The organism is Endozoicomonas sp. ALB115, from assembly GCF_049310245.1.
In the GTDB taxonomy this organism is placed as follows: domain Bacteria; phylum Pseudomonadota; class Gammaproteobacteria; order Pseudomonadales; family Endozoicomonadaceae; genus Endozoicomonas.
On sequence record NZ_JBLYZG010000055.1, the window covers coordinates 19,396 to 33,964 of the forward strand.

The window sequence follows — 14,569 nt, forward strand, 5'->3', positions numbered from 1 at the left end:
GTCTTTGTATCTTTGTGGTTCCCTTCTTTTAAGGCCTTTCGCAACACCCTCATAGCTTACAGTGGTTTAACCACTCTGGATTTTCCTGTCGCTTGCCACGAACCTGATCAAAATACATGGACTGAAGCTTTTCAGTAACGGGGCCACGCTTGCCGCAGCCGATCTTGCGCCCATCGTGTTCACAAATAGGCATTACCTCTGCTGCCGTGCCGGTAAAGAATGCTTCACGGGCAATATATACTTCATCACGGGTAATGCGTTTTTCCCGGACTTCCAGCCCAAGCTCCCGGGCAAACCGGATGATGGTATCCCGGGTAATGCCTTCCAGGCAGGAAGTCAGTTCCGGGGTATAGAGAATGCCATCTTCTTTCACAATAAAGACATTCTCACCACTGCCTTCCGCCACATAACCCTCGTTATCCAGCAGCAGGGCTTCTTCACAGCCACTGTCCAGTGCTTCCCGCAGCGCCAGCATGGAGTTCATGTAATTCCCGTTGGCTTTGGCCTTGCACATGGTGATATTTACATGGTGTCGTGTATAGGAAGAGGTACGAATTTTGATGCCACGCTCAAGCGCTTCCGGCGACATGTAAGAAGGCCAGTTCCAGGCAGCAACCATGGTGTGAACCTGAAGGCCCTCGGCTCTTAACCCCATACCCTCAGAGCCCAGGAAGCACATTGGCCGCAGGTAGGCTTCGTCCAGCCCATTCTCACGAACGACAAGCTTCTGTGCTTCGTTCAGTTCTTCTTTGCTGAAGGGGATTTCCATTCTCAGGATGTGGGCGCTGCGAAACAGGCGGTCGGTGTGTTCCTTCAGACGGAAAATGGCAGGTCCTTCTGGCGTGTTATAGGCTCTGACACCTTCGAAAACCCCCATTCCGTAATGGAGGGTGTGGGTCAGCACATGGGTTTTGGCTTCACGCCAGGGAACTAACTTCCCATCTAACCAGATAACGCCATCACGATCGGCGAAAGACATCGGGAAACTCCAGATCTAAATTATTTTGTTGGTGAAAGAGTCTGAAGTGACTATTGGATCACAACTTTTCTCTGATGCCAAAGAGTGATTGTCCACGGCAGGGGATTGCAAAATTCTCAAGCGTTATCATTTTACCGGAACCAGCTGCGCAGGTTTCAGATCTTTTCAGAATATTCTAACGATTAAGCCATTTCTAATTGAACCGATCGAGTAATTTATGGTCAGAAAGTACTTTGATAGTTCATCAAAATTTGAGGCCATTTGACAGTTGACAGTTGACATTTAAGATTGGGTCTCTTGTCTGATGTATCTACAGGTTGCTGTATCAAAAAATTTAAACAGGAGCTATTGCTAATGAACCTGGGTAATTCTTTCGGTTACTTACCGGACGGAAGTGATCTTTCTCGATATGGGGAGGTTGATCATCAGGAACCGGTACTGATTTATGATCGGGATCGGCAGCAAGCCTTGTCCGGTAAAGTATTCAGAACAACCAGCGGAGCATTGTTTCGATGTAAACCTGAGGATTTGAATGAAATTGAGAGCAGAATGTACTGTGGCGAATGTTCGAAGGGTAATAGACATATCATGGAAGGCAGGCCTTTGCATCACAGGGAGATCGTTAACAGCGCCATCATTGATGTGCGACCAAAAGACGCATCAATACTCCCATCACTGAAGGGGTATACTTTAGCATCTGACCTACAGTGTTTTATAAAGGCAGATCCTATTAATTACAAGAAGTATGATGAGCATGGAGAACTGACCGCTCTTTCCCGGCGCCTCATAGTATATTGTGCGAAGGACCATAATGGTGATGAATGTCGTCAGGCCGTGGAGTTAAGCTATTTGCCTGACCATTATCATGGCGAACATCATGGATGCTTTCCTGCCCCGGTAGTTGCACCGCAGGGACTCTATCCAACAGAGGATTTGATGACATTTGACAGCCTCCCAGAGAGGGCCGCTGGATCCGGGAATGAAGAAAGTATGGTTCAGATGCAGTTAATGTCGGGCATGAAAATACTTGAACATCTGCAAAAGAGATACAAGGAGCAGGATGAGCAAATCATTCAACTGAACAAAACGATAGAACAACTTCAAAGCAATGTAGGAAACCTCTCGGTAACCTGCGCTGATAGTAAAATTCAAATAGAGGAATTGCAGGAACAGCGCACGGATGGAACGTTTTTATGGAGAATAGACAACTTCAGAGAAGCCATAGACAAGGCAAGTATCGACATAGAAACATCGTTTGACAGTCCGGTTTTCTATTCGGCACCGGAAGGATACAGGATGAAGGCAACAATATATCCAAATGGCGATGGTAACGGAAAAGGCACCCACATCAGTCTGTTTATATCAATTATGAAAGGCATGTATGACGACATTCTGCCTTGGCCATTCGATCAAACTTTATCCTTTGAGATAGTTGGGGAAGGAAAAGAAGTTTTGGGAGTAAATAGAACTGAACCCGACCGGACGATCCCAAGCTTCCAAAAACCGGAGAGCATGAATAGAGCTGTTGGTTGCGATAAATTTATGGCAATCACTGATCTTACACACATGCTTCCGGGTGGCAGTCTATTTATCAGGATCAACGTCGGTGAGAAGGCCAGTGGCAGTGAGTAAAATTGTCTAAAATCCTTACCACCCTCATCTTCGGCTTGCGCGGGCGGGGATAAAGACAGAAACGCATAAAGTGCTCCACGGGGTGGCCATCCACAGGGCGGCCATCCCCTTGAGAGTTTACACATAATCAATTAACTGTCGTTGGATTCCTGCTCATTTCATACAGTCTGCCCAGATAGCCATAACGGCCTGACGCAGATAGTCGCCAGAGGTATTGTCTACTTCAGGTACCTCGTTTTGTAATGCTTTTTGATGAATACAGAACCGGAAGGTTTTATAAGCCTCCCGAAGCTGATGGGCGTCGTCATGTTTCAACAGGCCAGCAAGCTCCAGTTCTTCAGAAATCCGCACGTTGTCGGTCCACTTCAACAGCGACGGGTACTGGCTGGAGTACCGCAGAACGGCAAACTGCATCAGAAACTCAATATCAACAATGCCGCCCGGGTCATGTTTTAAATGGAAGGCTTCACCGCTATTGACTGAAGATGATGTTGACCTCAGGTGTTCCCGCATTTTCTGGCGCATATCAACAACATCATCACGGAGTTTGTTAACATCCCGTTGCTGGCTGAGAATAGCTGATCTGAGGTCTGCAAACTTCTGTGCAAGTGTTGGGTCACCGGCAATCACACGGGCACGCACCAGGGCCTGGTGTTCCCAGGTCCATGCTTCCTCTTTCTGGTACTTCTCAAAGTAAGTGAAGGAGTTGACCAGCAATCCTTTCGAGCCGGATGGCCGTAGTCTCATGTCTGCATCATAAAGAATACCCGAGGGTGTCTGTGTGGTCAGAATATGGATGATTCGCTGGCCCAGGCGGGTATAGAACGTGGTGCTGTCAATGGCCCTGGGTCCATTGGTCTCTTTATTGGTACCGCCATTATGGATGAAGACCAGGTCAAGATCAGAGCCGGGGCCTAACTCAATACCGCCCAGCTTGCCGTAACCAACAATAATGAAGCCGGGATCACACAGGTTGCCGTCAGCATCCCGGGGCATTCCATATTTTTCAACCAGGTTGCGCCAGGCAATGGCCAGAACGGCATCAAGAATCACCTCAGCAATCCAGGTCAGGTAGTCACTCTCTTTCATCAGAGGCAGGGTGCCGGACACCTGGGCAGCGGTCACTCGTAAGACATGGGCCATTTTGAAGTGGCGCAGAACTTCCATCTGGTTCTCAAGATCATCTTCCGCAATATGGGCGAGCTGTTGGCGCAGCTCGTCGGCCAATGCTTCTTTTTCCGGTGGATTATAGAGGTCGCCAAGATTGAGGAACTCATCGAGAAGTGCTGGGAATCGGGCAATCTGTTCAGCAATCCATGGGCTGGCAATACAGAGTTTGCCAAGGTGCTCCAGGGCGGCAGGGTTCTCGATCAGCAGAACCAGATAAGCGGTTCGACGCAGCACTGCCTCAATCAGCGGAAGAATTCGCAGTAAAAAAGTATCAGGTTCAGTGGCGTTGGCGGCCACTCCCAGCAACAGTGGGATGAACTTATCCAGACGGTCACGGCTCTGCCTTCTGACCCGGGTAATGGCTTTGCTATCTCGCAGGGAAATCAGTCGCTGCCATGAGGCATCGACATTTTTGAAGCCCTCTCGGGCCATCAGCTGCTGTTCTTCTTCCTCGCTAAGTTGGTCAAGCCAGAGGGCTTGCCACTGGTCACTATGAGGATCTTTGGCATTTGTGGTTTCAGGATCAGCAATAACCGCATCAAAATAAGTGGTGACCTGGTGACGGTGTTCTTCCAGCTTTCCCAGTAACCCGGACCAGTCTTTTTGCCCCATACTGAAGGCGACCCGTGCCTGAGCCTTCGGGCTTTTCGGCAGATCCTGAGTCTGCCGATCGGCGATGGCCTGAATGGCATGTTCAAGATTACGAAGGAAAATATAAGCGGCTTTCAGCTCATTGGCTTCGTCAGGAGAAAAATAGTGTTTGCGCTGCAGCGTTGATAGAACCTTCAGCAGGTTTCGCTCCTGAAGACTGCGGTCACGCCCGCCATGTATTAACTGGAAAGACTGAATGATGAACTCAATCTCACGAATGCCACCTGGCCCAAGCTTGATATTGCTCTCCATGCCTTTGCGTTTCACTTCCCGGCGGATCAGCTGCTTCATTTCCCGCAGGGCGCTGATGGAGCCAAAATCAATGTAGCGACGATAAACAAAAGGACGCAGCTGGCTGAGCAGTAGCTGGCCTGCGAGCATGTTTCCGGCAACCACCCTGGCCTTGAGCATGGCGTAACGCTCCCAGTCCCGGCCCTGATCCTGATAATACTGCTCCATCGCTGCAAAGCTCATGGCCAGTGCTCCGCTGGAACCATAAGGCCGCAGTCGCATATCAACCCGGAACACAAAACCATCGGCACTCTGACAATCCAGCACCTTGATCAGTCGCTGGCCAAGGCGGATAAAAAACTCCTGATTGGTAATGACCTTTTTGCTGCCACGGGTTTCTCCCTGGCAGGGGTAGGTGAATATCAGGTCGATGTCTGAAGAGAGGTTAAGGTCTCTGGCTCCCAGTTTGCCCATACCCAGTACCACCATGTTCTGGGGAACCGTCTCTTCCCCCGGGATGTTTGTGCCATAGGGTGTTCCCATGCTCTGGCAGCTGTCCTGGTAAAGCCAGTTGAGTGCGCTATCAATGCAGGCATCCGCCAGGGCCGACATATCCGCTGTGGTTTCCGACATGCTGACCCGGCGATTCAGGTCGAGCCAGATAATCCGCAGCATTTCCCGGTTGCGGTAAAGTCTGAGAGCCTTGATCAGGTCCTGCTCATTTTCAACCGCTGCCAGTGCTGTTTGTAAACGTTCCGGGTGGGTTCGGGCTAAATCAGGGAGTTTGTCATGGTTTTCCAGAATGCTGGCAAGCCACTGGGGGTGACGAATGCACTGCTGCGCGGCAAAGTCACTGCCTGCCCAGCAATGGATCAGCTGATCCATCAGCCCGGGACTCAGTTGATCGCTCTGGTCAGGAAAAAGGCTACCAGGAAAAGTAAATGACGGGTTGTTATCCATAAACTGCTGCAAGTGAGCAGTGACCACGTTCCTGATTTCTGCAGGAAGAATTTCCGTATTAGTGTCAGTTGACCCGCAGGCAGTTAATTGTTGACTGAGTTGTGCCCTGAGTGACTCCATAAACCCGCTCTCTTCTGGTTGCTGGTGCCATTTTATGAGAATGGGATGACTATAGCCATATACCCGTTTTCAACGCTGCCCGGATCAGGCCCTCAAACGTTATTGCCAGGAGCCTGGGTAAGTCTTAAGCGGTTGCAGGGGTGGTTTTTTGCTGGCCAGGCAACATAGCTGGTAAAAGCCGGTTGTATATCAAAGTCTTTTAGCTTCTTGATTTCCTGTTGACAAACAGGTGCATAGCCAAATAGTCGATAAAGTGGACTGTCATAATGCGTTGTGACGGAAACAACTTTATCTCCCCGCTTGAATGCTTTTTTGGCGGCAAACGCCGAGAGTTCATTGGATTGCCTGAACGCTGTAAATTGTCCAAGTGTCCACCCGCTGCTTAGTTCAAGAATCTCCAGGGGAACAAGTCCAAAGGTTGGCATATCAAAATACTGTTTGATTTCAAATATGTCGTTATGGTGCTCCAGGGCAATAATGTGCTCCAGCAGTTGGATATTTTGAGCCATCGTCAAGAGCCTTTCAGGAGTAAGCTTCTCCTGAAAAGAGGTTGTGAGCATGGCATATTCACAAGCTGAGAGTCCTGCAATTAACTTTGCAACCTGCCGCAGGGTAGAAGAAACCTGGCCAGTGCAAAGCATTTCCTGAAATGCGAAAGGGCTGAATGGCACGGTGAATGGATTTCTATCATGAATCAGGTATTCATGATCACCCAATTGTTGAATATCTATTTTTGCATAGGGGCTTTGGTCTAACAGATCGTCCCAAAGGCCATGGGCCACCACGGCTTTCAGTGTTGTTTCCGTCAGACCGGCTTCTCTACTGAGAAATGCCAGTGCCAGTACATGAGAGTATCTACCGTGCAGGAAGTTGCCTGACCAGGTGCTGTCGGTAAAACCTGATTTATCTATCAGAGAACTGGCTATCTCTGCAGGGACATAGCCTATAAACTCCGGGGCATCTTGCAATTGAAGACCTCCCCGGGCCACTTCTCCCAGAACTTTAGATAACACACCCCGGATTTTGGGGGCTGTAGCTTTGACAAAAATTTCCCCTTTCATGCCATCGGGATGAGAATATCGATATTTCTGTGCGTTGCATACGGTCTCTGCATCCTTTATGGCACTGACTCTGACTTGCTTTTCAATGTTTGCTTTTTGCTCTGTGTTAAGTTGGAGATTAATAAAACCTTCCTTTACCAGTAAATAGTCCTGAAGCTGTTTTGCGTCCAGTTCTGCAACCAGCTCTTCAGACAGCAAATGCCTGAGCTTACTGCCTACCAGATCGAAAAAAACACATTGAGCAGGGTAATCGAACAGTTTAAGTTTGCAGAACTTATATTGATCTTGTTGAAAGGTATTGAGTGCTTCTATGTCCTTCTCTTTCAAGGTTGTACCGTAAGAAAAAATCTCGGCAATATGTCGGGCAAGTTGCAAACCGACAATATATTTTGATTGGTCGGTGAAAAAGGTTCCCGGAAGGAGCAACGATTTAAGGTCAATACGTGATAAGTCCCAAAATACATTGTTATTGCACTTGACAAGAATGGGGCCTGGATCACTGATCGATCGTTCGCCCAGGGGGATCTCTTTCACTGACCTGTAACCGGCACGATGGGCAGAGGTATGACGAACTCCCCCAATAGAAATTTCTTTATTATTATGACGTACCGGTTGAGTTACTTTTTTATTAGACTCTAATGCCGATTTAAACATCGGTGTTTCTAACAGTGAAATACTATCCATACTTACACGTTTTATAATCTCATTAATTTAATAGATAGGGCGCTTTTGATTATATTTAATTTGAAAAGTTCATAATATTCAGGTTTATTATTTTTAGTGGTCATTTTTGTTTCAGAGGGAAGAGCCTGTTTTGTTATGTTTTTTGCCAAGTTGATTTCCCGACTTCCTTTTAAGGTCATCTATATTGTGTCCTATTTTTTTTATTTGTTCGCCTTTTATCTCTCCAAATATCGAACAGGAACTGTGCACAAGAATTTGCGACAGGCTTTTCCGGAAAAAAGGGAGGCGTATATTGCTGATGTGACCAGACAGTTTTACCGGCATCTGTCGGACCTTGCCTTTGAAGTGATCAAGGCCCACAGCATGAGCGCAGAAGCGTTTAAAGAACGCTGCTCAATTGTTGGCGCTGATGCCCTGGAGGCGGCATCCCGGGAAAGGTCCAGGCCAATCATTGTGTTAACCATCCACCAGGGCAATTGGGAGTGGATGCTCCATAGCGTGTCACAACACCTCGGTGTGCCTATTGATCCGGTTTACAAGCCTTTGCACCACAAAGGCTGGAATCAGTTTATCCATGAGATTCGCAGCCGCTTTCATTCCCGCCCCATTCCGATGAAACAGGCCGGGCGGGACATTCTTAAGGGCAAAAATGGTTTCCGGCTGTTTGTGATGCTGGCCGATCAGACCCCGGCAGAAGGAGAGCGCAGTTACTGGGTCCCTTATCTCAATAAAGAAGCGCCTTTTTACCTTGGAGCGGAAAAAATTGCCTTACTGACTCAATACCCGGTCTTTTTTGCCCAGTGTCGACGACTAAAACGCGGCTACTATGAACTTGAATTTAAAGCGCTGGCTCTGCCCCCTTATGAAAAAACCAAAGACAAAAATCACCATCCGGTTATTGATGCTTATGTCAGTGCTGCACAGGCCGCGATCTATGAACAGCCGGAAACGTTCCTCTGGAGTCATCGCCGCTGGAAACGAAGCCGGAAAAGTGATGAATAGTACATTGCCCTGCCAGACATTGGCTTTTCGGATTTAAAAGCCCTGTTTGCAGGTCATTATGTGTCTGATGACATCAGTTATTAAACGATACCCAAATTTCTGTTGGCAGACCCTGAGATAGTTCGGTTTTTAGCCAATAAAATCCAGGGTTGATAGATTGTGAGAAAAAGTGTTTGTTTTTGTTGCCTCTGTTGCGAACTTTTCCTATAAAAATCAATACTTTTTGCAAGAAAAATACATGTAAGTACTGGTACTCATTGCGGGAATTGCTTATCTTGTAGTTATATTACATTTGATTAGTATCAATTTTTTTAAAGCTTTGGCTGTTAGACGAAACTTGTGCGTATGCTTGATGATTGCAAGTAATCAACCATTAACAATAACGATCACAAAGTTTGTTGTAGCAGTATCGATCCCGGAGCCGATTTGTATGCATGATATCGACCCAATAGAAACCAGGGAATGGCTGGAAGCACTGGATTCCGTTCTGGAGCAGGAAGGTGAAGACCGTGCTCATTTTCTGCTGACCCGGCTTTCCCAGCATGCTCGTGCCAAAGGTACGCAGCTGCCCTACGCTATTACCACGCCGTATCGCAATACGATACCACCGGAAAAAGAAGCCCGTATGCCCGGCGACCTGTTTATGGAGCGTCGTATTCGCTCCCTGGTCCGCTGGAATGCGCTGGCTATGGTGATGCGCGCCAACAAGAAGGACAGCAGCCTGGGTGGACATATCTCTTCCTTTGCCTCCAGTGCCACTCTCTACGACATCGGGTATAACTACTTCTTCCACGGCCAGGGCAGTGACCGTGAAGGCGATCTGATTTATTACCAGGGCCACGTATCGCCTGGTATCTACTCCCGGGCTTATCTGGAAGGTCGTCTGGACGAGGGCCAGCTGGATAATTTCCGTCAGGAAGTGGATGGCAATGGTCTTTCCTCCTACCCTCACCCCAAACTGATGCCTGACTTCTGGCAGTTCCCGACCGTATCCATGGGCCTCGGCCCTCTGCAGGCGATCTATCAGGCTCACTTCATGAAGTACCTGATTAACCGTGGCATGTCCCGGGATCAAAACCGTAAGGTCTGGGCATTCCTCGGGGATGGTGAGATGGATGAGCCGGAATCTCTCGGTGCCATCTCCCTGGCCGGTCGTGAGAAGCTGGATAACCTGATCTTCGTGGTCAACTGTAACCTGCAACGTCTGGATGGCCCGGTCCGTGGTAACGGCAAGATCATTCAGGAGCTGGAAGGCATCTTCCGGGGGGCTGGCTGGAACGTTATCAAGGTCGTCTGGGGTCGTCATTGGGATCCGCTGCTGGCCCAGGACAAACATGGCAAGCTGCAGGAAGTGATGGACAAGGCCGTTGATGGTGATTATCAGAACTGTAAGGCAAAAGGCGGTGCCTGGACCCGTGAGCACTTTTTTGGCCGTGACCCTGAAGCGCTGAAGCTGGTTGAACACCTGTCGGATGATGATATCTGGCGTCTGAACCGGGGTGGCCATGACCCCTACAAAGTCTTCGCGGCCTACCACGAGGCGGTTAACCATAACGGCCAGCCTACCGTCATTCTTGCCAAGACGGTTAAGGGCTACGGTACCGGTACCACCGGTGAAGCGGCCAACGTCAGCCATAACGTCAAGAAGCTGCCGGTTGATGACCTGAAGCACTTCCGTGACCGCTTTGACCTGCCGATCAAAGACGAAGACATTGAGACCCTGCCTTACTTCAAACCCGACGCTGACAGCCCCGAAATGAAGTACATGCGCAAGCGTCGTGAAAAGCTGGGTGGCTTTATTCCCCAGCGCCGCGTAGAAACCGACGTTAAGCTGGAAATTCCGGGCCTTGAGGCTTTCGAAGCGGTGACCAAAGGCAGTGGCGAACGGGAAATCTCCACCACCATGGCTTACGTACGCATTCTGGGTGCGCTGGCCAAAGACAAGAGCCTGGGCAAGCACATTGTGCCGATCATTCCGGATGAAGCCCGTACCTTTGGTATGGAAGGTATGTTCCGCCAGCTGGGTATTTACTCTGCGGAAGGCCAGAACTATGAGCCGGTAGATTCCGACCAGGTGATGTTTTACAAAGAATCCAGACAGGGGCAGATTCTCGAAGCGGGCATTAACGAAGCGGGTGCCCACGCCGCCTGGATTGCTGCGGCAACCTCCTACAGCAGCAACAACGTGCCGATGATTCCGTTCTATGCGTTCTATTCCATGTTTGGTTTCCAGCGTACTGGCGATCTGGCCTGGGCAGCGGGTGATATCCAGGCCCGTGGCTTCCTGATTGGTGCCACTGCGGGTCGTACCACGCTGAACGGTGAAGGTCTGCAGCATCAGGACGGCCACAGCCACATTCTGGCATCCACCGTACCGAACTGCATAAGCTATGACCCAACCTACGGCTATGAGATGGCGGTGATTATCCAGAACGGTCTGCAACGTATGTATGGCGACGGTGACAATGTCTGGTACTACATCACCGCCATGAATGAAAACTACCGTCAGCCAGCGCTGCCGGAAGGCCCTGAAGTGATCGAAGGCATCATCAAGGGACTTTACAACCTGGAAGAAAATTCCCGTAACCAGGGGCTTAAGGTCCAGCTGATGGGTTGTGGCACTATCCTTGAGGAAGTCCGTGCAGCTGCCGGTATTCTGCGTGATGAGTTCAACGTTGAATCGGATATCTGGAGCGCAACCAGCTTTAACGAGCTGGCCCGGGATGGTCAGAACGCCAGACGTTACAACATGCTGAACCCTGAAGCTGATAAGAAAGTCTGCTGGGTTGAGCAGCAGCTGTCTGGCCGTAAAGGTCCGGTTATCGCCGCGACTGACTATATGAGCCAGTACGCGAACCAGATCCGTGAGTTTGTGCCGGCAACCTTTGTTTCGCTGGGCACGGATGGATTTGGTCGCTCTGACACCCGTGAACAGCTGCGTCGTTTCTTCGAGGTAGACCGTTACTTCATCGTGGTGGCTGCCCTGTATGCGCTGGTTCAGGATGGTGAGCTGGAAGCGTCCGTGGTCAGCGAGGCCATCAGGAAGTTTGATATTGACCCGTCCAGAGCTAACCCTCTGTATTGCTAAGTCCGGAACTGAAGAGAAGGTATGAGGAATGAGTGACGAAATCATCAAGGTTCCGGATATCGGCAGCGGTGAGGCAGAAGTCATCGAAATCTGCGTCCAGCCCGGTGATACGGTATCGGCCGAAGACTCCCTGATTGTTCTGGAGTCTGACAAGGCCACCATGGAAGTCCCGGCACCAAGGGATGGCGTGGTGACAGAAGTGCTGCTGAATATGGGTGACAATGTCAGCGAAGGTGCTCCGATGCTTAAGATGGCTGCAGCAGCATCTGAGGTTGTCGAGCCCATAGCGGACAGAGGACCGCCAGCAGAAGCCCCCGTGTCGGCAGCCCCGGTGGTTGAAGCGGCTGGTGGCTCCCGGACTGAGTCGGTGCATGTACCCGATATCGGTGCTGAAAATGTGCCGGTTATTGAGGTGAGTGTGAAGGTTGGTGACACCGTTGCCCTGGAAGACTCATTGATTGTCCTGGAGTCCGACAAAGCGACCATGGAAGTGCCTTCCCCGGTAGCAGGGGTGGTGACTGCCATTCACGTCAAGGAAGGTGATGCCCTGAGTCAGGGTGATCTGGTGATTGACGTTGAAGTCAATGGCAGCGGTGATGTCGCTGTAACGCCTGCGCCGGTTCCAGCTGCAGCTCCAGAGCCTGCCGCTGTTGTGCCAGCTGCACCCGAGCCTCAGTCTGGACCGCGCATGGAGAAAGTAACAGTACCTGATATTGGTGCTGAGAACGTTCCCGTGATTGAGGTCTGTGTCAGCGTTGGCGATCAGATTGAAGAAGAAGCGTCACTGATCGTACTGGAATCTGACAAGGCGACCATGGAAGTGCCTGCACCGTTTGCCGGTGTTGTGAAAGCCATCATGGTCAAAGAAGGCGATACCCTTAGCCAGGGTGACCTGATTCTGGATATTGAAGTGTCTGGTGGCGCAGCAGCATCGGTTGTCAGCCAGCCAGCGCCTGCAGCCGCTGCACCTGCCACTGTGCCACCGCAGCAGGAGGCTCCATCCCGCGCACCATCAGCACCACCCCCACATGCAGAAGCGCACCCTGTGGAACTTGAGCGTACCAACCGCAAATTCCATGCAGGTCCTGCGGTGCGCAAACTGGCCCGTGAGTTCGGTGTTGATCTTGCTGAAGTGACCGGTAGTGGTCCACGTCGTCGCATTCTGAAAGAAGACGTACAAAAGTACGTGAAGATGCGCCTCAGTGAAAAGGCACTTTCAGGACAAGGTGCTTCTACTGGTCTGGGTATTCCAGCCATGCCAGAGATCGACTTCAGCAAGTGGGGTGAGATCGAGAAGGTTGCCCTGAATCGGCTGCGTAAAGTGGCGGCTCAGAACTTCCAGCGTTCCTGGCTGAATGTGCCACACGTTACCCAGTTTGATGAGTGTGACATTACTGAACTGGAAGCGTTCCGCAAGGCTCAGAAAGCCATGGCCGAGGCCCGTGGTACCAAACTGACACCACTGCCGTTTATTCTGAAAGCCGTTGCTTACGTGTTGAAAGAGCTGCCACAGTTCTGTGCTTCCCTTAGCCCTGATGGCGAAATGCTGATCTACAAGAAGTACATCAACATTGGAGTCGCGGTTGATACCCCAGACGGTTTGCTGGTGCCAGTGATCAGAAACGTCGATCAGAAGAGCCTGTGGGAACTGTCGGTTGAATGTATCGAGTTGGCCGGTAAGGCCCGTGACAAGAAGCTGAAGCCTGATGAAATGCAGGGTGGCTGCTTTACCATCTCCAGCCTGGGTTCTATCGGTGGCACGGCGTTTACTCCGATCGTCAATGCGCCAGAAGTCGCCATTCTTGGTCTGTCCAGGGCCGCCATGAAGCCCGTGTGGAATGGCCAGGACTTCGATCCGAAGCTGATGTTACCGTTGTCACTGTCTTATGATCACAGAGCCATCAACGGTGCGGATGCAGCACGTTTCACGACAATGCTGGGTGAATTGTTGACCGATATTCGCAAGCTGCTTCTTTGAGACTTTGGTTAATAAAAATCCGGAGGTGATTAATCTCCGGATTCAACATTGTATTTCTTTGAAGTTATGAAGAAGATAAATGATTTTGGAGTGCTTTCCAGGCATCAAACATAACATCTACGTGTACAGGATCAAAATTTTCCCAAATCTTAACATTACGACTATGTTTTTCTCCAATTGATTCTAATATTCTTTCTCGAATCTTAATGGCGTTTTTCTCATGTTTAACCTTGATTGTTAACGAGGATCTACCTGCCTCAGCGCTTTTAATGTTGAAATCCTCATTCGGTTTAAAATTGTTTTTTATTAAAGTACTCACATCAAAAATTTTCAAAGGGTTAGCAGATAAAAGCTCTGAAAACTCATCTATTGTAGAGGGTGTGTGGCCAGTAGATAAATGCTTTGAAGAGTTATCTATTGCAGAGGCTGGTAACTTCTCATTTTCTGCTGGTGAAGGCGTTTTCACAGGACTTTGTTCCCGGGAAACACCAGGCTGCTGCGAGGCTGGTTCTGCTTTTTCCAGTACCTTTTGAGAAGCTACAGAGGCTGTAGGGGATTCAATACTGGTTTTCAGGTCTTTTTGTAACTGCCTATTGTCTTGTGGTAACAATCTGGTTTCATAGTCTTTGGTATCTGATAATTCGATGTTATTACCAAGCAGAGGTAAAACTGTATCATATGACGGCACAACTTGAGTGGCTAATCCTTGGTATTCGGACCATTTATTATCAGCTTGGTATTCGGACCATTTATTATCAGCTTGGTATTCGGAGCATTTATTATAAGTTTGGTATTCGGAGCATTTATTATCAGCTTGGTATTCGGAGCATTTATTATCAGGTGTATTATCTTCGTCATCAGATAAGTCATCTATTTTAAAAAATTTCTGATTATAAGAGTTACAGTTTTCAGCGTCTGTGACGGCTATGTTTGTTTTAAAGGTTGATAGGTCTAAACTGTCGTGATCCCCTGCAATGGGAGGCTACGTTATGAAGCCCCAACAGTTTCAAGAT

The 14,569-nt window shown here is 49.4% G+C and carries 8 protein-coding genes; 4 read left to right on the forward strand and 4 right to left on the reverse strand.

Annotated elements, in window-relative coordinates:
- Window positions 1-49: 49 nt before the first annotated feature.
- Complete coding sequence (locus ACO6VE_RS19320) at window positions 50-979, reverse strand: branched-chain amino acid transaminase (RefSeq protein ID WP_422449734.1); 930 nt, start codon at window positions 977-979, stop codon at window positions 50-52.
- Between the two features lie 354 nt (window positions 980-1,333).
- On the opposite strand from ACO6VE_RS19320, the gene ACO6VE_RS19325 reads away from it, so the two are divergent.
- Window positions 1,334-2,611 carry a hypothetical protein gene (locus ACO6VE_RS19325; protein WP_422449735.1) on the forward strand — a complete coding sequence of 426 codons (1,278 nt, stop codon included), beginning with the start codon at window positions 1,334-1,336 and terminating at the stop codon, window positions 2,609-2,611.
- A 153-nt stretch (window positions 2,612-2,764) separates the two neighbouring features.
- Here the strand turns inward: ACO6VE_RS19325 and glnE are convergent, their stop codons facing one another.
- Both glnE and ACO6VE_RS19335 read right to left on the reverse strand, forming a co-directional pair.
- Window positions 2,765-5,743, reverse strand: coding sequence for a bifunctional [glutamate--ammonia ligase]-adenylyl-L-tyrosine phosphorylase/[glutamate--ammonia-ligase] adenylyltransferase (gene glnE, locus ACO6VE_RS19330; protein WP_422462936.1), 2,979 nt, complete (start codon window positions 5,741-5,743; stop codon window positions 2,765-2,767).
- 92 nt (window positions 5,744-5,835) lie between these two features.
- Entirely contained in the window at window positions 5,836-7,488 is a 1,653-nt protein-coding gene (locus ACO6VE_RS19335) for a hypothetical protein (RefSeq protein ID WP_422462938.1), read from the reverse strand.
- A gap of 135 nt (window positions 7,489-7,623) precedes the next feature.
- On the opposite strand from ACO6VE_RS19335, the gene ACO6VE_RS19340 reads away from it, so the two are divergent.
- The 3 genes from ACO6VE_RS19340 (at window position 7,624) to aceF (ending at window position 13,556) form a co-directional block, all read left to right on the forward strand.
- Window positions 7,624-8,490, forward strand: a complete 867-nt coding sequence (locus ACO6VE_RS19340) for a lysophospholipid acyltransferase family protein (protein ID WP_422449738.1) — start codon at window positions 7,624-7,626, stop codon at window positions 8,488-8,490.
- 430 nt (window positions 8,491-8,920) lie between these two features.
- Window positions 8,921-11,578, forward strand: a complete 2,658-nt coding sequence (aceE, locus tag ACO6VE_RS19345) for a pyruvate dehydrogenase (acetyl-transferring), homodimeric type (protein ID WP_422462940.1) — start codon at window positions 8,921-8,923, stop codon at window positions 11,576-11,578.
- Window positions 11,579-11,606: 28 nt separating this feature from the next.
- On the forward strand, window positions 11,607-13,556 hold the full coding sequence (gene aceF / locus ACO6VE_RS19350) for a dihydrolipoyllysine-residue acetyltransferase (RefSeq protein ID WP_422462942.1): 1,950 nt from the start codon (window positions 11,607-11,609) through the stop codon (window positions 13,554-13,556).
- Between the two features lie 64 nt (window positions 13,557-13,620).
- Here the strand turns inward: aceF and ACO6VE_RS19355 are convergent, their stop codons facing one another.
- Entirely contained in the window at window positions 13,621-14,244 is a 624-nt protein-coding gene (locus ACO6VE_RS19355; RefSeq protein WP_422462944.1) for a hypothetical protein, read from the reverse strand.
- Window positions 14,245-14,569 lie beyond the last annotated feature (325 nt).